Origin of the sequence: Pseudomonas sp. Cab53 (genome assembly GCF_018325965.1) — a bacterium.
GTDB classification, from domain to species: Bacteria; Pseudomonadota; Gammaproteobacteria; order Pseudomonadales; family Pseudomonadaceae; genus Aquipseudomonas; species Aquipseudomonas chlororaphis_E.
In genome coordinates, this window is sequence record NZ_AP021902.1 from 4,755,919 (window position 1) to 4,778,387 (window position 22,469).

26 protein-coding genes and 1 pseudogene are annotated in these 22,469 nt (G+C 59.6%); 13 read left to right on the forward strand and 14 right to left on the reverse strand.

The features are described 5' to 3' along the window. Positions 1-9 precede the first annotated feature (9 nt). The 4 genes from KI241_RS20685 to acs form a co-directional block, all read right to left on the reverse strand. Positions 10-708, reverse strand: coding sequence for an ABC transporter permease (locus KI241_RS20685; protein ID WP_042732893.1), 699 nt, complete (start codon positions 706-708; stop codon positions 10-12). Next, positions 705-1,394: an ABC transporter permease gene (locus tag KI241_RS20690; protein WP_047736556.1), complete on the reverse strand. Its 690-nt coding sequence runs from the start codon at positions 1,392-1,394 to the stop codon at positions 705-707. Before KI241_RS20690 ends, KI241_RS20685 begins: the two co-directional genes overlap by 4 nt. A 90-nt stretch (positions 1,395-1,484) precedes the next feature. Continuing rightward, positions 1,485-2,258: an ABC transporter substrate-binding protein gene (locus KI241_RS20695; protein WP_047736557.1), complete on the reverse strand. Its 774-nt coding sequence runs from the start codon at positions 2,256-2,258 to the stop codon at positions 1,485-1,487. 783 nt (positions 2,259-3,041) lie between these two features. After that, entirely contained in the window at positions 3,042-4,997 is a 1,956-nt protein-coding gene (gene acs, locus KI241_RS20700) for an acetate--CoA ligase (RefSeq protein ID WP_042732387.1), read from the reverse strand. A 427-nt stretch (positions 4,998-5,424) separates the two neighbouring features. On the opposite strand from acs, the gene KI241_RS20705 reads away from it, so the two are divergent. The 3 genes from KI241_RS20705 to KI241_RS20715 all read left to right on the forward strand — a co-directional run bounded on the left by KI241_RS20705 (position 5,425) and on the right by KI241_RS20715 (position 7,857). Further along, positions 5,425-5,688 carry a DUF2790 domain-containing protein gene (locus KI241_RS20705; protein WP_042732386.1) on the forward strand — a complete coding sequence of 88 codons (264 nt, stop codon included), beginning with the start codon at positions 5,425-5,427 and terminating at the stop codon, positions 5,686-5,688. 497 nt (positions 5,689-6,185) lie between these two features. After that, entirely contained in the window at positions 6,186-7,433 is a 1,248-nt protein-coding gene (locus tag KI241_RS20710; RefSeq protein WP_042732385.1) for a ribonucleotide-diphosphate reductase subunit beta, read from the forward strand. 265 nt (positions 7,434-7,698) lie between these two features. Next, on the forward strand, positions 7,699-7,857 hold the full coding sequence (locus tag KI241_RS20715) for a hypothetical protein (RefSeq protein WP_042732384.1): 159 nt from the start codon (positions 7,699-7,701) through the stop codon (positions 7,855-7,857). A 97-nt stretch (positions 7,858-7,954) separates the two neighbouring features. Here the strand turns inward: KI241_RS20715 and KI241_RS20720 are convergent, their stop codons facing one another. Next, positions 7,955-8,305, reverse strand: coding sequence for a helix-turn-helix transcriptional regulator (locus tag KI241_RS20720; RefSeq protein WP_080922158.1), 351 nt, complete (start codon positions 8,303-8,305; stop codon positions 7,955-7,957). Continuing rightward, positions 8,302-9,618 carry a HipA domain-containing protein gene (locus KI241_RS20725; protein WP_212802946.1) on the reverse strand — a complete coding sequence of 439 codons (1,317 nt, stop codon included), beginning with the start codon at positions 9,616-9,618 and terminating at the stop codon, positions 8,302-8,304. The genes KI241_RS20720 and KI241_RS20725 overlap by 4 nt, the downstream gene beginning before the upstream one ends. A gap of 204 nt (positions 9,619-9,822) precedes the next feature. Between KI241_RS20725 and KI241_RS20730 the strand changes: the two genes are divergently transcribed. After that, the gene (locus KI241_RS20730) at positions 9,823-10,812 is read left to right on the forward strand and encodes a hypothetical protein (RefSeq protein ID WP_212802947.1); all 990 of its coding nucleotides are present in this window, start codon (positions 9,823-9,825) and stop codon (positions 10,810-10,812) included. A gap of 46 nt (positions 10,813-10,858) precedes the next feature. Here the strand turns inward: KI241_RS20730 and KI241_RS20735 are convergent, their stop codons facing one another. Beyond that, the gene (locus tag KI241_RS20735; RefSeq protein ID WP_212802948.1) at positions 10,859-11,554 is read right to left on the reverse strand and encodes a hypothetical protein; all 696 of its coding nucleotides are present in this window, start codon (positions 11,552-11,554) and stop codon (positions 10,859-10,861) included. A 22-nt stretch (positions 11,555-11,576) separates the two neighbouring features. Next, positions 11,577-11,927: a hypothetical protein gene (locus KI241_RS20740; protein WP_047736565.1), complete on the reverse strand. Its 351-nt coding sequence runs from the start codon at positions 11,925-11,927 to the stop codon at positions 11,577-11,579. A gap of 148 nt (positions 11,928-12,075) precedes the next feature. Here KI241_RS20740 and KI241_RS20745 point away from each other — a divergent pair, with 148 nt between their 5' ends. Continuing rightward, complete coding sequence (locus tag KI241_RS20745) at positions 12,076-12,393, forward strand: helix-turn-helix transcriptional regulator (protein ID WP_123578431.1); 318 nt, start codon at positions 12,076-12,078, stop codon at positions 12,391-12,393. A 20-nt stretch (positions 12,394-12,413) separates the two neighbouring features. Here KI241_RS20745 and KI241_RS20750 read toward each other — a convergent pair whose 3' ends face one another. After that, positions 12,414-13,472: an MBL fold metallo-hydrolase gene (locus KI241_RS20750; RefSeq protein ID WP_212802949.1), complete on the reverse strand. Its 1,059-nt coding sequence runs from the start codon at positions 13,470-13,472 to the stop codon at positions 12,414-12,416. A gap of 187 nt (positions 13,473-13,659) precedes the next feature. On the opposite strand from KI241_RS20750, the gene KI241_RS20755 reads away from it, so the two are divergent. Then, complete coding sequence (locus tag KI241_RS20755; RefSeq protein WP_123578433.1) at positions 13,660-14,268, forward strand: TetR/AcrR family transcriptional regulator; 609 nt, start codon at positions 13,660-13,662, stop codon at positions 14,266-14,268. A 31-nt stretch (positions 14,269-14,299) separates the two neighbouring features. Here KI241_RS20755 and KI241_RS20760 read toward each other — a convergent pair whose 3' ends face one another. Both KI241_RS20760 and KI241_RS20765 read right to left on the reverse strand, forming a co-directional pair. After that, a complete protein-coding gene (locus tag KI241_RS20760; RefSeq protein WP_042729487.1) occupies positions 14,300-14,833 on the reverse strand; it encodes a DUF1003 domain-containing protein in 534 nt (177 codons plus the stop codon). An 86-nt stretch (positions 14,834-14,919) separates the two neighbouring features. Next, positions 14,920-15,867 carry a LysR family transcriptional regulator gene (locus KI241_RS20765; protein WP_212802950.1) on the reverse strand — a complete coding sequence of 316 codons (948 nt, stop codon included), beginning with the start codon at positions 15,865-15,867 and terminating at the stop codon, positions 14,920-14,922. A gap of 14 nt (positions 15,868-15,881) precedes the next feature. On the opposite strand from KI241_RS20765, the gene KI241_RS20770 reads away from it, so the two are divergent. Continuing rightward, on the forward strand, positions 15,882-16,592 hold the full coding sequence (locus KI241_RS20770; RefSeq protein WP_042729489.1) for a CTP synthase: 711 nt from the start codon (positions 15,882-15,884) through the stop codon (positions 16,590-16,592). Between the two features lie 35 nt (positions 16,593-16,627). On the opposite strand, the gene KI241_RS20775 is transcribed toward KI241_RS20770, so the two are convergent. Then, a complete protein-coding gene (locus KI241_RS20775) occupies positions 16,628-16,957 on the reverse strand; it encodes a DUF2025 family protein (protein ID WP_042729490.1) in 330 nt (109 codons plus the stop codon). A gap of 243 nt (positions 16,958-17,200) precedes the next feature. Here KI241_RS20775 and KI241_RS20780 point away from each other — a divergent pair, with 243 nt between their 5' ends. The 3 genes from KI241_RS20780 (at position 17,201) to KI241_RS20790 (ending at position 19,963) form a co-directional block, all read left to right on the forward strand. Beyond that, positions 17,201-18,328 (forward strand): glycerophosphodiester phosphodiesterase, encoded by a 1,128-nt coding sequence (locus tag KI241_RS20780; protein ID WP_212802951.1) that lies wholly within the window; start codon positions 17,201-17,203, stop codon positions 18,326-18,328. A 138-nt stretch (positions 18,329-18,466) separates the two neighbouring features. Continuing rightward, the gene (locus KI241_RS20785; protein ID WP_042729492.1) at positions 18,467-18,772 is read left to right on the forward strand and encodes a PepSY domain-containing protein; all 306 of its coding nucleotides are present in this window, start codon (positions 18,467-18,469) and stop codon (positions 18,770-18,772) included. 168 nt (positions 18,773-18,940) lie between these two features. Continuing rightward, a complete protein-coding gene (locus KI241_RS20790; RefSeq protein ID WP_042729493.1) occupies positions 18,941-19,963 on the forward strand; it encodes a transporter in 1,023 nt (340 codons plus the stop codon). On the opposite strand, the gene KI241_RS20795 is transcribed toward KI241_RS20790, so the two are convergent. Beyond that, positions 19,957-20,190 (reverse strand): hypothetical protein, encoded by a 234-nt coding sequence (locus KI241_RS20795; protein WP_042729494.1) that lies wholly within the window; start codon positions 20,188-20,190, stop codon positions 19,957-19,959. The genes KI241_RS20790 and KI241_RS20795 overlap by 7 nt on opposite strands. 81 nt (positions 20,191-20,271) lie before the next feature. On the opposite strand from KI241_RS20795, the gene KI241_RS20800 reads away from it, so the two are divergent. The 3 genes from KI241_RS20800 to KI241_RS20810 all read left to right on the forward strand — a co-directional run bounded on the left by KI241_RS20800 (position 20,272) and on the right by KI241_RS20810 (position 21,986). After that, the gene (locus KI241_RS20800) at positions 20,272-20,415 is read left to right on the forward strand and encodes a hypothetical protein (RefSeq protein WP_185057640.1); all 144 of its coding nucleotides are present in this window, start codon (positions 20,272-20,274) and stop codon (positions 20,413-20,415) included. Between the two features lie 36 nt (positions 20,416-20,451). Further along, on the forward strand, positions 20,452-20,682 hold the full coding sequence (locus KI241_RS20805) for a hypothetical protein (RefSeq protein ID WP_080922052.1): 231 nt from the start codon (positions 20,452-20,454) through the stop codon (positions 20,680-20,682). Positions 20,683-20,786: 104 nt separating this feature from the next. Beyond that, positions 20,787-21,986, forward strand: a complete 1,200-nt coding sequence (locus KI241_RS20810) for an MFS transporter (protein ID WP_042729495.1) — start codon at positions 20,787-20,789, stop codon at positions 21,984-21,986. Here KI241_RS20810 and arfB read toward each other — a convergent pair. After that, positions 21,983-22,395: pseudogene (arfB, locus tag KI241_RS20815) on the reverse strand (alternative ribosome rescue aminoacyl-tRNA hydrolase ArfB). The gene KI241_RS20810 and the pseudogene arfB sit on opposite strands and share 4 nt — an antisense overlap. Positions 22,396-22,469 lie beyond the last annotated feature (74 nt).

Consider the following 22,469-nt stretch of genomic DNA (forward strand, 5'->3'; position numbering starts at 1 on the left):
GATGCGTTATCAGTGCTTGCGCGGGGCCAGGTAAACCAGCCAGCGGCGTTCGGCCAGTTTGAACAGGCGCACCAGGATGAAGGTCAGGCACAGGTAGAAGACACCGGCCGTGATGTAGGCCTCGAACGGCAGGTAATACTGCGCATTGACCGTGCGCGCGGCACCCGTGATGTCGATCAGGGTCACGATGGACGCCAGGCTGGTGGTCTGCAGCATCATGATCACTTCGTTGCTGTATTGCGGCAGCGCCCGGCGCAGGGCCGACGGCAGCAGGATCCGGCGATACAGCGTGAAGCGCGACATGCCCATGGCCTTGGCCGCCTCGATTTCACCGTTGGGCGTGGCCCGCAGGCTGCCGGCGATGATCTCGGCGGTGTAGGCACTGGTGTTGATGGCGAACGCCAGGCACGCGCAGAAGGTCGCACTGGACAGCCAAGGCCAGAGGAAGCTCTCGCGCACGAACTCGAACTGTGCCAGGCCGTAGTAGATCAGGAACAACTGCACCAGCATCGGCGTGCCGCGAATCACGTAGGTGTAGAGCCAGGCGCTCATGTTCACGACCGGCTGCTTGGACACCCGCATCAGCCCCAGGGGCAGCGCCGCCAGCAGGCCGAAGAACAGCGACAGCGCCAGCAGCTTGAGGGTGGTCAGCAAGCCACTGAAATACAGCGGCAAGGCTTCATAGATGACGTTGTAGTCGAAGATCATAGATCAGCCGCCCTTACGCCTACCGAGTAGCGCTTCTCAAGGTGACGCAGTGCCAGCAACGAGACGCTGGTGATCACCAGGTACATCGCCGCCACCGCCAGGAAGAAGGTGAAAGGCTCGCGAGTGGCATCCGCCGCCTGCTTGGCCTTGAACATCATGTCTTGCAGGCCCACCACCGAAATCAGCGCGGTCGCCTTGGTCAACACCAGCCAGTTGTTGGTGAAGCCGGGAATGGCCAGGCGAATCATCTGCGGCACCATCACCCGGAAGAACACCTGCAAGCCGCTCATGCCATATGCCATGCCCGCCTCAGCCTGCCCCTTGGGGATGGCCATGAACGCGCCGCGAAAGGTTTCCGACAGGTACGCACCGAAGATGAACCCCAGGGTGCCGATACCGGCCGCCAGCGGATTGAGGTCGATGTAATCGTCATAACCGAGCATCGGCGCCAAGCGATTGAGCAGGTCCTGGCCGCCGTAGAAAATCAGCAGAATCAGCACCAGGTCGGGAATGCCGCGAATGACCGTGGAATACAGGTCGCCCAGCCACGCCAGCCAGCGCACCGGCGAAAGACGCAACGCGACACCGATCAGCCCCAGGACGATGGCCAGGGCCATGGACGACAAGGCGAGCTGAAGCGTCAACCATGCGCCATCGAGGATGACAGCCCCGTAGCCTTTCAACATGATTCAGGTCCTCGAAAATGGGATGAAAAAATGGCGCAAACCGCAGGGAGCCTGGTGCTTGCGCCATTTCTCACGAGTGGCGGGACGGTGTTACTTGCCGTAGATGTCGAAGGTGAAGTACTTGTCCTGGATCTGCTTGTACTTGCCGTTCTCGCGAATGGCGGCAATCGCACTGTTGATCTTGTCTTTCAGGGCGTCGCCCTTGCGCACCGCGATACCGATACCGTCACCGAAATACTTCTCATCGGTGAAGGCCGGACCAACGAACGCGAAGCCCTTGCCGGCGTCGGTCTTCAGGAAGCCGTCATCCAGCAGCGTTGCGTCGGCCACGGTGCCGTCGAGACGACCGGCAGCGACATCCAGGTAGATTTCGTTCTGCGAGCCGTACGGTTTGATCTCGGCACCCAGCGGGGCCAGGACTTCACGGGCGAAACGCTCGTGGATCGAACCGCGCTGCACGCCGATGTTCTTGCCCTTGAGCTCGGTCAGGCCTTCGCTGACCTGGGTGCCGGCCTTCATGACCAGGCGGGCCGGGGTGTTGTAGTACTTGTTGGTGAAATCAACGGATTTCTTGCGGTCTTCGGTGATCGACATGGACGACAGGATCGCGTCGATCTTGCGGACCTTGAGCGCCGGGATCAGGCCGTCGAACTCTTGCTCGACCCACACGCACTTGACCTTCATCTCTTCGCACAGCGCATTGCCGATGTCGTAGTCGAAACCGACGATGCTGCCGTCCGGGGCTTTCGAGGCGAACGGAGGGTACGCCGCCTCGATACCGATCTTCAGGGGCTTTTCATCAGCGAATGTCGGCAGGGACAGCACGGACAGTGCCAGGGCGCCAAGCAGCACGAGTTTCTTCATCTTGGAACTCCATCGGTAAAGGGCAAAAACGGCAGAGTGAGCAACAGCCCAATATGCGAATGAGTGAAACGAATTCCGGTGCTGCGTCCTAGGAAGCGAACGTTTTATTCAACGCACGCCACGACGAGCGAGTGATCGGCATTCTAACGACAGGCCCGAGGCCGATATTTCTTCAATGCGACAACAAATTACAGAAGCACCGAGAAAGCCTTTCAAGGACATTGACAGCCCCGCAAATTCATGCAAGAGCAAAAGAAGGGAAACCGATCTATGTTGCAAATTGCGGGCCCATTATTCGCAAACCCTTCTAATCCGGCAAGCACAGCGTGTCGGCTAATTTTGTCCACGGGCTGAAAATGCCCTGGAACAGGGCTCGGCGTTTCCCATCGCCTCGGACGGGCGCGTTTGGTTACACATTTCGAAACATCGGTAACGCCTGCAAGCGTCTGACGTTGAAGATCGATATTTATTCATTCCTCCTGTGGCGAGGGAGCTTGCTCCCGCTGGGCGGCGAAGCAGCCCCAAAGCCAGATGCCAGAGTCTTTCGGACACCGAACCCTGTGGCGAGGGGATTTATCCCCGCTGGGCTGCACAGCAGCCCCAAGACAGGCGGCTCAATCTGTCGGGCAGACCGAGGTGTCAGGGTTTAGGGCCGCTTCGCAGCCCAGCGGGGATAAATCCTCTCGTCACAAAAGCATCCTCACCACACGGGAATGCGCACATACAAAAAAAGCCCGGAACAGCTCACACCGTTCCGGGCTTTCAGGGATCACAAATCCGCCGTCAGGCGACGTTCATGGTCTTGTGCGTCTCGATCAGGTGCGCCACCACGCCTGGGTCGGCCAGGGTGGAAATGTCACCCAGCGCGTCGTATTCCGCCGTGGCGATCTTGCGCAGAATGCGGCGCATGATCTTGCCGGAGCGGGTTTTCGGCAGGCCCGGTGCCCACTGGATGACATCTGGCGAGGCGATCGGACCGATTTCCTTGCGCACCCAGTTCTTCAACTCCAGGCGCAGGGCCTCGCTGCTTTCCTCGCCCGCATTGAGGGTCACGTAGACGTAGATGCCCTGCCCCTTGATGTCGTGCGGCACACCCACCACCGCCGCTTCGGCGACTTTCGGGTGGGCGACCATGGCGCTTTCGATCTCGGCGGTGCCCATGCGGTGGCCGGACACGTTGAGCACGTCGTCCACGCGACCGGTGATCCAGTAGTAGCCGTCCTCGTCGCGACGCGCACCGTCACCGGTGAAGTACATGCCACTGAAGGTCTTGAAGTAGGTGTCGACGAAGCGGTCGTGGTCGCCGTACAGCGTGCGCGCCTGGCCTGGCCACGAATCGAGGATCACCAGGTTGCCTTCGGCGGCGCCTTCGATCAGGTTGCCGAGGTTGTCCACCAGCGCCGGCACCACGCCGAAGAATGGACGAGTGGCCGAGCCCGGTTTCAACGCCGTGGCGCCCGGCAATGGACTGATCAACACGCCACCGGTCTCGGTTTGCCACCAGGTGTCGACGATCGGGCAACGTTCCTTGCCGACATTCTTGTAGTACCAGTCCCACGCTTCCGGGTTGATCGGCTCACCCACCGACCCCAACAGGCGCAGGCTGCTGCCATCGGCGCCTTCGACGGCGGCGGTGCCCGACGCCATCATCGCGCGGATCGCGGTCGGCGCGGTGTAGAGGATACTGACCTTATGCTTGTCGATGACCTTGGCCACCCGAGTGATGTCCGGGTAGTTCGGCACACCTTCGAACAGCACCGTGGTCGCGCCATTGGCCAACGGGCCATAGACGATGTAGCTGTGGCCGGTGACCCAACCGACGTCGGCGGTGCACCAGTAGACTTCGCCCGGCTTGTAGTCGAACACGCGCTCGTGGGTCAGGGCCGCGTAGAGCAGGTAGCCGGCCGTGGTGTGTTGCACGCCCTTGGGCTTGCCGGTGGAGCCGGAGGTGTAGAGGATGAACAGCGCTTCTTCGGCGCCCATTTCCTTCGGCGCGCAAACGGTGCCGGCGACTTTCATCAGGTCTTCGTACCAGATATCCCGGTGCTGGTTCCACTTGATGTTGCCCGCGGTGCGCTTGCACACGATGACTTTCTGGATGCTGCTGGTTTCCGGGTTGGTCAGCGCGTCGTCGACGTTGGCCTTGAGCGGGATCTTCTTACCGGCGCGAATGCCTTCGTCGGCGGTGATCACCACTTTGGATTTGCAGTCGATAATCCGGCCGGCCAGGGCCTCGGGGGAGAAGCCACCGAACACCACCGAGTGGATCGCGCCGATCCGGGCACAGGCCAGCATGGCGACCACGGCTTCCGGGATCATCGGCATGTAGATGGTCACCACGTCGCCGCGGTGCACGTCCTGGCCGCGCAGGGCGTTGGCGAACTTGCAGACTTCTTCATGCAGCTCGCGATACGTGATGTTGCGACTCTCGGACGGGTCATCGCCCTCCCAGATGATCGCGACCTGGTCGCCACGCTCGGCCAGGTGACGGTCGAGGCAGTTGTAGGAAACGTTCAAGGTGCCATCGGCAAACCACTTGATGTCGACATGGTGATCGTCAAAGGACGTCTGCTTCACCGTGGTGAAGGGCTTGATCCAGTCCAGGCGCTTGGCCTGCTCGCGCCAGAAGCCATCCGGGTTGACGACTGACTGCTGGTACATCGCCTTGTAGGTCGCCTCGTCAGTCAACGTACTGGCCGCAACCTCGGGGCGAACGGGATACAGAGAAGCCGCACTCATGTTTCTTACCTCGGTGACATAGTTGTTTTTGTATGGTCCCGTTGTAGCCTGGGGCGGGCCTATAGAACCATTCGACGATGGTAGTAACAAGTCCCTACAAAATGTCGGTACTAACGTGCAAGACCACTTTCACAGCCCATTCCTGTGGGAGCGAGCTTGCTCGCGAAGACAACAGCACAGCCAGAACAGATCCAACAGCCAGCCTCCAACATCAGCCGATTATTACCAAATCAACCAAAAGTCTTTATCAAAACCCAGTCTGTTTGCATCCACCCTGCCCCTCTAGAATCAGCCCCGCCAACCGGCAAACACGATTGACGCAACACAGCCCCCACGAAGGCCGTTGATCAAATTTCCAATACTTGCTCCACACGCAACCCCAAAAAGGTTGCGTGACCCCACTCGACCTCAAAAAAGGTGAAATCAGATGAAAGCTTTATGGGTTCTGGTCCTCGGCAGCCTGTGCGCCACCGCGATGGCAGACGAGGCCCCGAGCGATGTCGCCCAGCAAAAACCCGCCGTTGAGGAGTACACCTACTCCACTCACCTGGACATCGCCAAAGTCATTTCCATGAGCGAGATCCCGAATGTCTGCGAAGTAGTCCCGGCGAAGATGGTCTACGACGATTCCAAGGGCCAGCGCCACATCCTGCGCTACAGCGTGATGGGCAACGGTTGCTCCAACGGCTGATCACTACCGGTATTTTCCAGGGCCCGATTTCGATCGGGCCCGGTTGTGTCTGGAGCCGTCGAAAACCCTTTTCAAACACAACATGTAGTGTAAAAAGGCAAAAACAGCTCATTTTTTGAGCAAAAAAGCCTGCCATCCGACCCAGGCAAAAAAAATCTTCGGCAGCCGGATCCGGCCAAAGCCTTGTAAACCCTCGCTCCAACGCGGATGAGCCGTCCGTCAGCTCCTCCGTGGGCGATTTCGCCGCACCACGTAGGCAAAAAAGTCCTTATAATGCCGCCTTAAACGGGCCTGCAATATTCCCTTACAGGGGATCAAGCCAGCCTGAAGCCCACGCCAAGACCCATGACCTCTTCGCGTTCACCGCCGCTTCAGCACGACCCGTACATTTTTCTGTTTATTGCCTGCGTCAGCTGCAACAAACGATTTTTCCAAGATCCACCGCCGCCAGCCGACCTCCCCCGGGTTGCTGGCCCTCACGCAGGAGACGACACGTCATGCTGAGCTGGGACGAATTCGACAAAGAAGACGGCGAAGTCGCTGTAAAAAGCGCCAATGCCGGCCACGCTTCTGAAGCCAACATGGACCGCCTCGACAGCGCCGGCGGTGCCGCCGCGCTCGAAGCCCGCGCCGTGACGGCCAGCGACTCGGCCGCGATCATTCGCGCCAAGGCCGCCCTCGACAAACTCGACATCGCCGAAGGCCTCGCCGAACTCGAAGGCGCCTCCGCCCGTGTCGCCGTCGATGAAAAGCGCATGATCAACTGCCGCGCCGACCTCAACCAGCTCGTGCCCTTCAAATACGACTGGGCCTGGCAGAAGTACCTGGACGGCTGCGCAAACCACTGGATGCCGCAAGAAGTCAACATGACCGCCGACATCGCCCTCTGGAAAAACCCGGAAGGCCTGACCGACGACGAGCGCCGCATCGTAATGCGCAACCTGGGCTTCTTCTCCACCGCCGACTCCCTGGTGGCCAACAACCTGGTCCTGGCCGTGTATCGCCTGATCACCAACCCGGAGTGCCGCCAGTACATCCTGCGCCAGGCGTTCGAAGAGGCGATCCACACCCACGCCTACCAGTACTGCATCGAATCGCTGGCCATGGATGAAGGCGAGATCTTCAACATGTACCACGAGATCCCATCGGTCGCGAAAAAAGCCGCCTGGGGCCTGAAGTACACCCGCTCGATCTCCGATCCGAAGTTCGAAACCGGCACCCCGGAAACCGACAAGGAGTTGCTGCGCAACCTGATCGCCTACTACTGCGTCCTGGAAGGCATCTTCTTCTACTGCGGCTTCACCCAGATCCTCTCCATGGGCCGCCGCAACAAGATGACCGGCGTCGCCGAGCAGTTCCAGTACATCCTGCGCGACGAATCCATGCACCTGAACTTCGGCATCGACGTGATCAACCAGATCAAGATCGAAAACCCGCACCTGTGGGATGCCGAGATGAAGGAAGAAGCGACCCAGATGATCCTGCAAGGCACTCAGCTGGAGATCGAATACGCCCGTGACACCATGCCTCGCGGCGTATTGGGTATGAACGCGGCGATGATGGAGGACTATCTGAAGTTCATCGCCAACCGTCGTCTGTCGCAGATTGGCCTGAAAGAAGAGTATCCAGGCACGACGAACCCGTTCCCTTGGATGAGCGAGATCATGGACTTGAAGAAAGAGAAGAACTTCTTTGAGACTCGGGTGATTGAGTATCAGACGGGTGGGGCGTTGAGCTGGGATTGATAAATCCTAAGTTGGACCCTGTCATTTGACGCTCGACTAAAAACCCCGTGAAAGCGGGGTTTTTTGCATTTAACTGCCATCGGCGGCGTCATCTTGCCAGTGTTCGGGAGGCGTTTACCTTGTCGCTGTATGAGAGGGTTGGGCGGCTGGTTGTTGAGTGACTACATTTAGTTAAAGAGGGTCTGCTGCGCAGCCCAGCGGGAGCAAGCTCCCTCGCCACGGTGATGGAGCAAGGCTTCAGTCCAACTTCTACTGGAGATATTGAATGGCTAACGCGTTTAAAAGTGAGGCCTTCGAGTCGATTCACAGTTCGGCAGAAGCACTGCTGAAAATTGGCGCTATCGACGAGGCCGCCATGGGCGAGTTCGACGAGGCCTGCATTGGCGAGGCGCCTGCTGAAATCCCGCCTGCTCAGATTGAGTAAATCTGGCTAGTAGATGAGGAAGGGGCTTTTACTCATCCGGTTGGGCCCTTCCACTCAATTGGCTCGCAGAGCAACCGATCCGCGGAGCTCAACCCGTCTACTTGCGCCGAGGCTTAGCCCCACGAGTCAGCGTGTAAGTGGCCGGTTTGTGCGGCTCAGGCTGCGGCGCATAAATGGGCTGGAGCGCTGTGGTCAGCCCCAGGCGAAGACCGAATTTCCGCAAGATGGATTCGATGGTGCTGAGGGTCGGATTGCCCTTGTCCTTCTCGATCTGGTACAGGGCTTTGGTCGACATCTTGCACATCAGCGCGAAGGTGTCCTGATCCAGACCGGTTACCTCGAGCCTTAACCGGCGAACAGCGGTTCCGAGGGTTTCATTCCCCAGCGCATGCTGCATCGCGATGTCTTCGATAATTTCCTTGCGCCGTTCGGGGGTGTTATCTGTCATCGAAGCCCCCACTCGGCCAGGCGCTTGTCCAGATTGTTCATCGGAATAGACTGAGCGCGCCTCACTTCGTCTGGAAGATCGACCAGCAGATCCGGCAACGCCCGAAACGTCTCAGCCGCTCCGCGCAGACGTTCGAAGAGCACGTCTGTGCTTACCAGGTCCTGAAAGTATCCGCAGATCGTTTTCCAGTCGGGACTTCCCATGTGCTCGGACTCCCATTTAGTGGCTCGCGTAACGCCCTCCGGGTCGAGCACCATCGGCGCGAGGTCGTAGATCGGCGCCAGATCGAATCTGCCTCGATATCTGAAAATGGCCATGTTGCGTCCATGATTGTCCGAGTTCCCAAGGATGCGGTTAAGCACGTCACGGCGCAGATACTCGAACACCAAATCCTCAAGCTCTGCGTCCTGCCCGTTCATGCGCCACAGATTCACCAGACGGCGGAGCACGTCCTCATGGTTCATCCTCGAGCCCGGTTCGGTGTTCCCGCACACCGAATAAATCGACTCGACTGGAATCCTTTCTACCTCGCCGTCAGCGACCCGCCGATCAAAACGTGGCATCCACAGGCTCGGCTTGTCGGCTTCCTCAAGCACCAGCCCATCTGTGGCTATCGTGTTCAAACCAAGCTGAGAGATCGCTTTGTAATAATGGTATTCCGTTCGCAGGATGTTCTTGTCGCGTTCAGTGCCCTGGTTGCGAGCAAACTTTACCAGCCAATGACGGCGCGCATGCTCGTCGCAAAGCATGGCGTCGGCATATAGGTCGCCATCCTCTCCTTCGACCATAATCAGCTTCGGCGCTTCGCCCTGGGCGCCAGTGGCACCGCCTAGGGCAGCGCCGGACTCATAAGCGTATTCGAGAAAATCACTTGTCCTCTCTACGACCTCTTTGCGGGCAAAGGCCTCCTTGCGGGTCTGATCGATTTGCTCGAAAGACTCCTTCACGCGCAAGTGCCCTATGGGCGAAGGGGTGCAGCGGCTCAAAAGGAAAAAGCCCATGTCCATCCCAACCGGTCTTTCTCCACCAAATCGCCGCTGCAACGATTTACGGGCGGCGCCGGCCGGTATGATGTCGTACACAAACGGGGGGTACCCTTCGCTATCGACAGGATTCCAGCTCAACGGAAGGTTGACGCTGACGGCAGGCTCGAAGAGCGTCTCGAATTTATCGATGAATTCGACCAGGTAACTCTGAGCGTAAGATGCGGCGCAACGCGACTCATCGACCTTTTGAGCGTCCGATACAGAGAGCACCATTGCGTCGTGCCAATGGCCTTTGATATAGGCCTGGATCGTGAGCTGTCCTACCATAGCGCGCCATACAATCGGAATTATGATGCCGACTAATGTGACTCATACAGGCTTTTTCAGCAATATAATTCCGACTAACGACATGCATGTGGAGTTAATCGGCATTTTGATACCGACTCACCTAAGCTCGATAGCCAAATCATTCAGTACTCCCCCACCACCCGCTATTAATACCCTCCCCCCACTCAAGGACCCGAGCCCCTCATGAAATTCGACCTCGCCTACTGCCGCAGCCTCGACGACAAGCTGTCGATCTATGACGTGCGCGATTTGAATTTCGACGAGACGGTGGGCTTCGATTCCGCGAAGGAACAGTTCCAGTGCCCCAACGACGCCTGTCGGGCGGCGTTCGATGCGGCGAATGTGTTGGGGACGTTCAACGCCAAGAATGTGAACTACGTGCGCACGCCGCACTTCAAGAACATTCCCAGCACGCGGCATGTCGAGGGTTGTCCTTATGCGAGCCTGAAAACTCCGACTACCGGCCTGGAGGCGGATGCTGCGCAATTGGATGACGGTCGGGAGGAACACTTCCCTTCGGAGTTGTTGCTGACTCGGCGTGAGTATCTGCGTAAGCCGTCCAGCCCGGCAGTGGCGGCAGACGTCATGCGCGAGGAGCAAGTGCCTTCAGCCGGCAATAAAGTCGAGCACCCGAGCCGTGATTCAGCGCCGGACAAGACCCATGTGTTCGCCCATCCAGTGGAATGTTTTGTGTCGAACTTCGCCGACAAGAATCTGCTCAAGCGCATGCCGTTGAAGATTGGCGAGCACACGGCGCCCTATGCATCGTTCTTCAAGAAGATCGAATATTTGCTGGATAACAAGGGGCTGATCTACTGGGGCAAGATCAAGAAGATCGAGGATTATCACAGCGCCAGTTTTCGCGTCGATTTCGAGCAAAAGGTCTGGACCCAGCTACCGGGCGAGGTGAAGAAGAAGCCTTATTCGGTCAACGTTTACCTGAGCAAGAAGCTGATCGACAGCTACCGCAAGCGCAAGGCGTTTCTGGAAGAAATCAAGCATGCCGCCGAGAGCGAACGGGATCTGTATTGCTTCTTCTATGGCGTGACACCGGAGCTGAAACAGGTGCCGAGCAAGAAAAACCCCGAACAGACGTTCGGGGTGTTCAGTGCTCAGATTGAGAATCTAGACCACTTCATGATTCGTGAAGCGCCGGGGTTGGCCGATAACTGATCTCGGCTTGGGCTGACAGCAACCCTACACGCGCCGGTGTTTCAGTTCATAGTCCATCTTGGACAAGCTGCCGCTCAAACGCCCGCATCTCCCGTTTCACTTCCATGCGTCGTTCACGGGCTTTCTGAACGCAGGGCTCATCCAGGCCACCATAACGCCGCAACCAGTAAATGATCATTTCCTCATCTGGGAAGTAATAGTCCTTGTGCCCCTTGCTGCCTCTCGGGGTGTTGTTCATATCACCATCAAAGCGGCCTGCGGAGAATTCATCAGAAGGCAACGTTCCCCACTCAGCGGCGCAATCCTCGAAAACCCAGGAGATTTCATTGATGTGCTTTTGCGCACCGCGATGGCCGCGCTTGTAAAAAACGGACTCATGACAACTTTCCTGGAAGCGGGCCATCATTGGCTCGTCATCGACCCAGTGCAAAAGGTCATATTGCCCGGCGTGGCGCATCAAGCCGTTGATCCAACGCTCGGAAAACCGATGAATAAAACCTTCCACGTCAGCTTTTTTGGCGTCAGCGAAGATCATGCAATAACGGGTTTGCACATGGATGACGAACAACACATGTTTACGTTGGACAGTAATGGCATGGACCAACCACTGTTCTGCGAATCCATCCACCTCATCGTCCTCGATAACGGGTGACGGAGGCTTCTCCACTGGAGTGATTTTCTTGCCTTTGTGCACGCGGCTAAAGAAGTTACAAGCCGCTTCGGTGCAATTGAAGATCAACATGGTGCGCTCTGCTTGAAAAGGACTATGCGTCTGTGGCCCATTCTATTTCATAGGGCTGACGAACAGCGTCGGAAATCCGTTCTCGTAACTCGTCGCTCAGAACCATCAGCTCCTGATCGCTCAGCAGGTCATAGGCGACCATCAGCCTCAAAGATAGGGAAACTTCTTTGCGTCGACGTCCGTTGAAGGCCATCGACAGGTCTTTGTCTCGATTGCGTATGAGACCATACAGCGTTGCGTATCGAGCGTGGGCCGATAAAGTTTCGTTCTGAGCGATCGTCTGGGCATCAGCAAGAACCCCTTTGCAGAAGCGGTCCAGCGCCAGTTCGTAGAGCTCGTTGTAACTTTTCCAGTCACTATCGGAAATAGACATACCACCCCTCCTCCGTTAGACGCCAGGGTACACCGAGCGCTTGGCTGAAGCCGACCACTGGTCACCCATCAAAAAAATGAGATTGATCCGGTTTCAAAACAACTGTACAAAAACACAGTATTTTGAATCCACTGCTTTGGAGCATCCCATGGCCTCTCTCGCACTCAAAACCACCCTGGAACGCATCGCTGTCTATCAATTCACCCCTGCCCACAGCGCGCAAGCCCGCGCCATGCTGGGGTGGAGTGTCGAGGAGTTGTCCCGTCGGTCGGGCGTCTCGGTACCCGCCATCCAACGCTTCGAAGCCGGGGGTGAACTGCTCGATGTAACCCGACTGGCGCTGGCGTTTCGCTTTGAAGCCGAAGGCCTGGTGTTCTTCCCTGGCTTTGCACCGGGGCGTGGCATGAACATCAAGGGCTCCACACCGGACCCGGCGGGGCGGCCCGACTACGCGATGATCGAATAGCCGGGCCGCTGCGATGGGCGTCAGGCCGCGCCAGTCTGGTTCTGATAGGCCGACGCCTCTACCTCCAGCCACCAGGCCCGGCCACGGTGCGGATGGGTCAGGGTGAAGGCTCCGCCCATCTGTGGCGTAGTGATAAGCACGTTGCGCTCCCAGGCCAGCGCCAGGATGCGGTCGAAGGGTTCAAACCAGGCATGCATCGCCAGGTCGAATGTACCGTTGTGGATCGGCAGCAGCCAACGCCCACGCAGGTCGATATGAGCCTGCAATGTCTGCTCGGGCTGCATGTGCACGTGAGGCCAGTCGACGTTATAGGCGCCGGTTTCCATCAGGGTCAGGTCAAAGGGGCCGTATCGCTCGCCGATGCGCTTGAAACCGTCGAAGTAACCGGTGTCGCCGCTAAAGAAAATCCGCGCGCCGCCATCGATCATCACCCAGGAAGCCCACAACGTGCTGTTGCCGTTGAACAGCCCGCGACCGGAAAAATGCTGCGATGGTGTGGCGATGAACTCGATACCGTCCACTTCGGTACTTTGCCACCAATCCAGCTGACGCACCTTGCTGGCCTCGATACCCCATTTGACCAGGATGTCACCCACGCCAAGGGGCGTGAGGAAGTGCCGGGTCTTGGCGGCAAGCTTGAGGATGGCCTGATGGTCGAGGTGGTCGTAATGGTCATGAGACAGGATCACCGCCTCGATCGGCGGCAGATCCTCCAGGCTGATGGGCGGCTGGTGGAAACGCTTGGGGCCGGCCCATTGCACGGGCGATGCACGGTCGGAGAACACCGGGTCGGTGATCCAGAACTTGTCGCGCAGTTTGAGCAGAACCGTGGAGTGGCCGAGACGGAACACACTCTGGTTCGGTGCTGCCAGCAGCTCGGCGCGGGTCAGCGGCTGGACGGCGATGGCCCCTGCCGGACGGGTGGTACGGGGCTTGTGGAGGAGCATGTTCCAGATGATGCGCAGCATCTGGCCAAACCCTTCTCGCGGTGTATGGGCGTGATTGTGATACTTCCCTTGTTCGTGTCGGGAGGCCGGGTTGGCAGCCGCGTTATCGGTCGTGGAAGAAGGAATACTCATGGTGCGATAACTCCAGGAACGTCGTCGAATTACGCTTCGTCTTTGTGGGGACGTTTGATGGCTGCGACGTGCACGCTCAGCCGTTCGCGACAAAACTACACCACTCGGTGTAGTTTCTAGATTGCATGAATCCCGGGAGCAAGTAAACTGCCGAGTGTAATTTGCCCTTCTCAACCGACGAATGCCCATGACCGTACCGCAGCGCCTCACCGAACGAAAACGCGAAGCCATCCTCCAGGCCGCGATTGCCGAATTCCGCATCAACGGTTTCGAGATCACCAGCATGGACAAGATCGCGGCGACGGCAGGCGTGTCGAAGCGCACGGTGTACAACCACTTTCCGAGCAAGGAAGAGCTGTTTGCCGAAATCCTGAGTCGGCTATGGGAGAGCATCACCGCTGAACAGGAGATGGCCTATGACCCGTTGGAGCCTTTGCGTGAGCAGCTACGTCGGTTGCTGCAAGCTAAGCTGCAACTGTTGTCGGAGGAGAACTTCCTCGATCTGGCGCGTATCGCCATTGCCGCAACCATTCACTCACCCGAACGTGCCCAAGACATGGTGTCGCGCATGGGCCAGCGTGAAGAAGGCCTCACCACCTGGATTCGCCAAGCCCAGGTCGATGGCCGGCTAAAGCCGGTGGAGCCGGAATTCGCTGCCCAGCAAATGCACGGTTTGATCAAGACCTTCGCCTTCTGGCCACAGATTTCCATGGGGCAACCAAGCCTGACCCATGAGGAGCAAGTGCAGGTGATCGAGTCAGCCCTCGACATGTTCCTGGTTCGCTATCAGGCTTGAGTGCCCACCACCGGGAGTCGCGTCACGAGGGTCATTGCGCCGAGGAAGTGTTCACGAATTTCTGATGCATTTCGGTGGTCAGGCTGTCGATGCGCTCGGTCAGTGCCTTGGTCATTTCCGTCAGGCGGGTGTTCTGCTCCAACAACTCGAGTAACTGCGCCGTATTGTGCGCGGCCTGGGCTTGGCGCTCAGTGTTGGCAATGGCCAGGGCTTCGCGATGTTGCGCATCGGCTTCCGCCTGGGCTTTGTCGCGAGCGGCCTGGCGAGTTTGCGCCAGCAGGATCAGCGGGGCGGCGTAGGCCGACTGCAGACTGAACGCCAGATTGAGCAAGATGAACGGATAAGCGTCGAAATGCACGATGCCCGACAGGTTCAAGCCTACCCAGATCAGCACGATCAGGGTTTGTGCGCCGAGGAACATCGGCGTGCCGAAAAAACGCGCGAACGCCTCCGCTCGCAACGCAAAGCGATCATTCCCGAAGGTGGGTGCCAGATGCGCGTGAGGCCGATGAAAACGCAAGTGATCCACGGGGGCCGCGGGGGTGGATGGGTAAGGGGTCGCCATGATGTTCTCCGCCTGGGGCTGGTGCTGAAGGCACTATAACCGCTGGGCGATCATCATCTATCCCGGCACGCTTGGCTCATGAAACATCAGCGCTGCCGCAAATTACGCCCCAACTCGTCGAACAATGTCACCACCGAACGCAAGGCGCGGCAGTCTGGTCGTGTCAGCAGCCAGAGCGACGTGTCATACCCCGCCAACGGTTCGCCGAAGGGGATCAAGCCCTGGCCTTCACCGATCAGAAAATCCGGCAAGGCGGCGACACCCAGGCCGGCCCGCGCCAACTCGGCGACCGAGAGCATGCTGTTGCAGCGATAGGCTGGCATCACGGCGGGCAGATGTTGTCGGCGCCAGGCCACGGTGGGGTGATCGGGGAGGAAGTCGTCCGGCGCGATCCAGGTCAGGGACGCCAAGTCATCCAGATTCGCGCCGCACAGGAAGACCGGACTCCCGCAGACTCGGTAGACGACACCACCAAGGTGCCGCCCCACCAGATGTTCCGGCGGCGTGCGGGTCAGGCGCAAGGCGATGTCAGCATCGCGACGGCTCAGGTTAGCGAAGTCGTTCGACGTACTCAGCTCCAGGTTCAACGCCGGATACGCGGGCATGAACCGCGCCAGCGCCGGCAACAACAGCACCTGCAGGACCGAGTCGGAGCACGTCAGGCGCACCGTGCCGCTGACGACCTCGCCGCCCTGCTCCACGCCGATGCGTGCCGCCTCCAGGGCCTGTTCGGCGCGCTCAGCCTGCTCGGACAGCGTCTGGGCCAGGCTCGTGGGCAGATACCCGGCACGGCTTTTTTCGAACAGGGGTTGGCCCAGGGCCGCCTCGAGTCGGCGCACCGAACGAAACACGGTGGACACGTCTACGTCCAGCAACCGCGCCGCCCGAGCCAGCGAGCCTCCACGCACCAACGCCAGGATCAGGGAGAGGTCGGGATAGTCCAGTCGATAGTGCGTGGATGCATTGAACACTTGGGTAAACGCCAATATTGATTGCGTGAACGCCAATCTATAGTGGCCGCCAGCAATCAACAAGCGGCGAGATTTCCATGGAAAACCAGCGTCCTTTGCACATCGCCCTGGTCGGCGATCATGACCCACAAATCACGGCCCACCGGGCGATCCCCCTGGCCCTTGAACAGGCCAGCCAGCAAACAGGCCACGGGCTTCGTTTCCAGTGGCTGGCCACCGACCTGATCGACCACAGCACGCTGATGAACGACTTCGACGGCATCTGGTGCGTACCGGGCAGCCCTTACCGAAACGAAGACGGCGCTTTGCACGCCATTCGGTTTGCCCGTGAACAACGTCGTCCGTTCCTCGGCACCTGCGGCGGTTTCCAGCATGCGGTGTTGGAATACGCGCGCCACGTGATGGGCTGGACCGATGCCGCCCACGGCGAGAACTCCCCCGAGGCTGAACGGCTCGTAGTGACGCCGCTGAGCTGCGCCTTGATCGAAACCCTCGACAGCCTTCAGTTCGACGCGGGGTCACTGATTGCCCGGGCCTATGGACGCCAGACAGCGTTCGAAAGCTATCGCTGCCGCTTCGGGCTCAACCCGGCCTTCGAAAAAGACCTGCTCGGCCAGCGCCTGCACGCCGTCGCCCGGGACTCGACCGGTGACTTGCGCGCGGTGGAACTGCGCGATCATCCGTTCTTTGTCGCGACATTGTTTCAGCCCGAACGAGCCGCGCTGGAAGGCCGCACGCCGCCGCTGGCGAAGGCATTTGTCGAGGCATGCGCCAAGACCCGCGCCTGAGTGTCACCGGGTATCGATCAACTGATCCGTGGGGATCAGCCCTCCACGACCAACTGCCGCACCGCTACGATTTCAGGCAGGTCGGTGCGGGCCATGTAGACCCGCAGCGGATCAGTGAGGTTGATCCGGTCGTCGACATGCTGGTCCAGCAGCAGCTGGATCCGCTCGCGTTTGAGGGCCATGGTGCCGTCTGCCGCCGGCCCCCAGACAAATTCACAGGTGGGAATGATGCCGTCGTCGGCCACGTCCATGCCGAAGGCGTCTTCGCTGAAACGCACGATGTACTGGCCGGTCTTGCGGTTCAGGCCGACAAAACCCTTGAGCTGGTCGGCGGCCTGGCAGATGAGTGTCGAAGTGGTGCGCATGGTAAACCTCATGGATGCGTCCCCTGGGGACGGCTGATCGATGGTTTACACGCAGGGCGGCGAATGCTGATTCAAGGTCTCCCTCTGCCGGGGAAACTGGTGCGACCAAGGGTACTGCAAAGCGGTACGTCAATGTGTGGGAAAAATCTGCTTCGCACGCATTTATGTCGGTATGGCGATAGCGCCGACGGCGTTCAGTTGTTAAAAGATAGGTTTTTGCACACCCACGAAAGGAACTCGAGCATGCCTGTCACCTTCACCCGCAGCGTCTTGATGCTGAGCCTGGTGCTCGGCTTCGGCCAGGCCCACGCCGCCGAAGCGTTGAGCCCCAAGGCCCTGGCAGCTCGCCAGGGCATCCCTCACCCAGCGGTCATCGCCCACCGTGGCGCCTCGTTCGACGCGCCGGAATCCACCGCGGCTTCCTACACGCTGGCTCGCGACCTGGGGGCGGACTACCTGGAACTGGACCTGCAACGCAGCAAGGATGGCGTGTTGTTCGTGCTGCATGACGACAGCCTGCTGCGCACCACGGACGTCGCGAGCAAATTTCCCGAGCGCAAGGACAGCACCGCCAACGCCTTCACCATGGCAGAGCTCAAGACCCTGGACGCCGGCAGCTGGTTCAACACGACCTACCCGGACCGCGCGCGCCCCTCGTTCGCCGGCCTGAAGATCCTGACCCTCGATGAAGTGATCGACATTGCCGAAGGCAACCCGCAGCACAAACCGGGGCTGTACATCGAAACCAAGGAGCCGAAGCTGTTCCCCGGCATCGAGCGTGACCTCAAGGACAAGTTGCAGGACCGTGGCTGGCTGAGTCCGTCCGGGTCCAAGCTCGCCAAGAGCGCCACCGGCGTCGGCCAAGGCAAGGGCAAGGTGGTCTTGCAGACCTTCGAGAAGAGCAGCCTCGAACTGTTGCAAAAAGAGATGCCGAAGGTGCCGAAGATCCTCTTGCTGTGGGTCGGCGAAGGCAACATCGAGCCCAAGTCCAAGGTGCCGTTTGCCGAGTCCGGGGAAACCGACAAGGCGGCCTACTACGCCAAGCAGGAACCCAAGGACAAGGCCGAGTTCGAGAAATGGGTCCAGTACGCCAAGTCCCAGGGCGCCATCGGCACCGGGCCGTCCGCCGCACTGACCCATGGCGGTAGCCAGAGTTACGCGGACCTGGTCAAACCCTGGATGAACCAGTACACCCATGACCAGGGCCTGCTGGTGCACGTCTACACCATGGATGAGGCAGTGGACTTCAAGAAAGTGCTGGATGCCGGCGTCGATGGCATCTTTACCAACCGCGCCAGTGAACTGCTCAAGTACTTCAAGCGTCCCGAGACTGGCAGCGTGGCACAACTGCTGAAAAAGAACGGGTATTGAAACCGAAGAGGCCTGTGGGGAACCACAGGCCTCTGGGTGCATTCCAAGTTATTGCAAATTAAGGGTGAATTAAGTTGCCAGCGTTAGCCTGAACCCACTTAAACGAATCACCCCTTTAATGACACAAGGAAAGCACTTATGAAAACGTTGACTGCCCTCTTTACCGCCGCTGCCCTGACCCTCACCGCCGGCCTGGCCCAAGCCGACGTCCGGATCGACCAGATTCCCCAGTTGGTCAAGGAAGGCAAAATCAAGTCCCTTGAGTCGATGAACGCAGAAGCCCTGAAGTTGCACCCGGGCGCGACCATCACCGACACCGACCTGGACAATCACTTCAACGGTTATGAATATGAAGTTGAACTGAAGGCCGCTGACGGCAAAGAGTTCGACGTCGACTTCGACGCCACCACTGGCGAAGTCCTGAGCAACAAACAAGACACTTGATTGACCTGCAAAAAGAGCCGCGCAACTTCCCGTTGCGCGGCTCTTTTTTTGCCTGGATTAAACCTGTCGGGCCCCTCACAACTGTCACAAAACCATCAAGAAAGCTTGCGATGATGCCACTCAAGTGAACCTGTAGCCGCGACAGGCACTTCCCGCCAGCGAGCCTTCATGAATCACAGCATCGATCAAAGCCACCGCGATCCGGACCTGTTCGGCCTGCTCTACGGGTTTCGTTTCCGTCCCGGCCAGCGTGGACAGGAAATCGACTCGGCCCAAGCCCTGCGAAGCCTGCAACACCCCCAGGACGCCGATGAGTTCCTCTGGCTGCACCTGAACCTGGCCCATGCCGCGTGCGAGCGCTGGATGAAAAGTCACCTGGCCTTGCCACAGGAATTCTTCGAAGCCCTGCATGAAGGCTCGCGCTCGACCCGCATCGAACACGTGGATTCGGCGTTGCTGGCGGTGGTGAACGACGTGGTGTTTAACCTCAGCAACCTGGTGTCTTCGGACGTCTCCACGTTGTGGGTGTGCGTTCACAGCCGTTTGATCGTCAGCGCCCGCCTGCAACCCCTGCACTCGGTCGACAAGCTGCGCTCCTCGGTCAAGGCCGGCGAATGCTTTCGCTCACCGCTGGAGTTGCTCGTGCACCTGCTGCGCGACCAGGGTGAAGTACTGACCCAGATCGTGCGCAAGACCAGCCTAGGCGTCGACCAGATCGAAGATCAGTTGCTGTCTTCGCGCCTGTCCACCAATCGCGCCGAGCTGGGCAGCCAGCGCCGGGTGCTGGTACGCCTGCAACGCCTGCTGGCGCTGGAGCCCGGTTCGTTGTTGCGCCTGCTCAACCGCCCGCCGCAATGGTTGCAGAAAGAAGACGTCAAGGAGCTGCGCAAATCCACCGAGGAATTCGCCCTGATCATCAACGACCTGACCGCGCTGGGCGAGCGGATCAAACTGTTGCAGGAAGAGATCGCCGCCAACCTCAATGAACAGAGCAACCGTACCCTGTTCACCCTGACGGTGGTCACGGTGCTGGCCTTGCCCATCAACATCATTGCCGGTTTCTTCGGCATGAACGTCGGCGGCGTGCCATTGGCCACCGATCCCGAAGGTTTCTGGATCCTCGTGGCACTGGTGGCGACCTTCACCCTGATCGCCGGTCGCTGGGCGTTTCGCAAGCGACGCGACTATTGAGCCGGTGGCGCGGGCGTTGGCTGCTCGATGCGCCTCTTGATGTTCGCCGGGACGCCTTGTTCACGCGCGATCAACTCACCCAGGATGCCCTGGACGTCGTGCTGGCGTTCCTCGAATGGCTTCATCCGATTGTCGGCGGCCTTTGCAAGCCTGTCGACAAGCTTGCCTTGACCTGTCCAGACAATCCCATCTGTCGGTGCAACAGGATTTAAACGTCTTTTTGTCATTTCTCCTGCTGTATCCTGCCCAGGCTTTTTTAAAAGCGCGGATCTACCAGATCTATCCACAGACTTTGCGAGGAGCGCGATATGCACGAGATCCCTAATCTCCCCTTCCCAAGCCTGCACGACACTGAGCAGACGACCACGCTACAAGCCGGGGGGCCGGCAGACGCCCAGCAACCCGAACCCAAAGAAGCCACTGAACGCCGCCAGGCCGACAGCCAAGACTGATCCACCGCGTAACCAGACCGTGTGGAAAGCGCTAAGATGCGCTTTCCACACTGCCTGAATCCGAGCCCTGCGATGACCAATGACACCTCCCCCTTCAGCGAAGCCCAGGCCAGCGTACTGATCGGCACCGCCGAGAAAATGGTCGAGATCTGGACGCGCTTGTCGCCTGAAAAACAAGCCGCGCTGCTGGCCCGTTTCGGCACCGAGGAAAACGCCCTGGCCGCCCTGGTCACCAGTCACCTGGTCAGCGAACAAGGCACTGACTGAACAAGCCGCCGGGCAAATAGTTTTACTTTTCCGCACCCTGCCCCCACGGTCGCCGTTATCATAAGCAGCCTATCTATTGTTGCTGCTCCGTGGACCCTTTCCCCATGTCAGATTCCCAGCGCCCCCTGGCGGTCACGCTGCAAGTTGTTTCCATCGTCCTATTCACCTTCATTGGTTACCTGAACGTCGGTATCCCGCTCGCCGTGCTGCCCGGGTACGTCCATGGCGAGTTGGGTTTCGGTGCGGTCATTGCCGGGCTGGTGATCAGCGTCCAGTACCTCGCCACCCTGCTCAGCCGCCCTTACGCCGGCCGGATCATCGATAACCTGGGAAGCAAGCGCGCAGTCATGATCGGTCTGGCCGGTTGCGGACTGAGCGGGGTGTTCATGCTGGTGTCGGCCTGGACGCCGAGCCTGCCGATGCTCAGCCTGGCCAGCCTGTTCATCGGCCGCCTGGTGCTGGGCAGCGCCGAAAGCCTGGTGGGCTCGGGCTCCATCGGCTGGGGCATTGGCCGGGTCGGCGCGGCGAATACCGCCAAGGTCATCTCCTGGAACGGCATTGCCAGCTACGGTGCGCTGGCGATCGGCGCGCCGCTGGGGGTGTGGCTGGTCAATACCCTGGGACTGTGGAGCATGGGCGTCAGCATTATCCTGCTGGCCTCGTTGGGCCTGGCATTGGCCTGGCCGAAACTGGCCGCGCCCATCGTCGCCGGTGAACGCCTGCCCTTCATGCACGTGCTGGGTCGCGTCCTGCCCCACGGCTGCGGCCTGGCCCTGGGCTCCATCGGATTTGGCACCATCGCCACCTTCATCACCCTGTACTACGCCACCCAGCATTGGGAAAACGCCGTGCTCTGCCTGAGCCTGTTCGGCGCCAGCTTCATCGGTGCGCGGCTGTTGTTCGGCAACCTGATCAACCGCCTCGGTGGCTTTCGCGTGGCGATTGCCTGCCTGTCGGTGGAGGTCCTGGGGCTGTTGCTGCTATGGCTGGCGCCCGATGCCCACTGGGCGTTGGCGGGGGCGGCGTTGAGCGGTTTCGGTTTTTCCCTGGTGTTCCCGGCGTTGGGCGTGGAGGCGGTCAACCTGGTGCCGGCGTCCAGTCGCGGCGCGGCGGTGGGTGCCTATTCGTTGTTCATCGACCTGTCACTGGGGATCACCGGTCCCTTGGCCGGTGCCATTGCCGCAGGCTTTGGCTTCGCGTCGATCTTCCTGTTCGCGGCGCTGGCCGCCTTGGGCGGGTTGGCCCTGAGCGTGTACTTGTACCGGCAAGCGCCAAGGCAGCGCGAGGCACGGACGCGCAACTAGAAATCCACCTTGCCGCGTCCGGCCTTGATCGAGCCGCGCTTGGTCTTGGATTCCAGCCGACGTTTCTTCGAGCCCAGCGTCGGTTTGGTGGGACGCCGCTTCTTCTCGACCTTGGTGGCCCCGAGGATCAGTTCGACCAGGCGCTCCAGCGCATCGGCCCGGTTCTGTTCCTGGGTGCGGTATTGCTGGGCCTTGATGATCAACACACCGTCGCTGGTGATGCGGCTGTCGCGCAGGGCCAGCAACCGTTCCTTGTAGAACTCGGGCAAGGACGAAGCCGGGATGTCGAAGCGCAGGTGCACGGCGCTGGACACCTTGTTGACGTTCTGCCCCCGGCGCCCTGGGCGCGGATGGCCGTCAGCTCGATCTCGGCGTCGGGAATGTGCACGGTGTTGGAAATCGCCAGCATTGGGAAAAGGTCCGGTATTCAGGCCGCCAAGAATACCCCGAATCGCCAGCGCAACACCCATCCTGCTGTGGCAT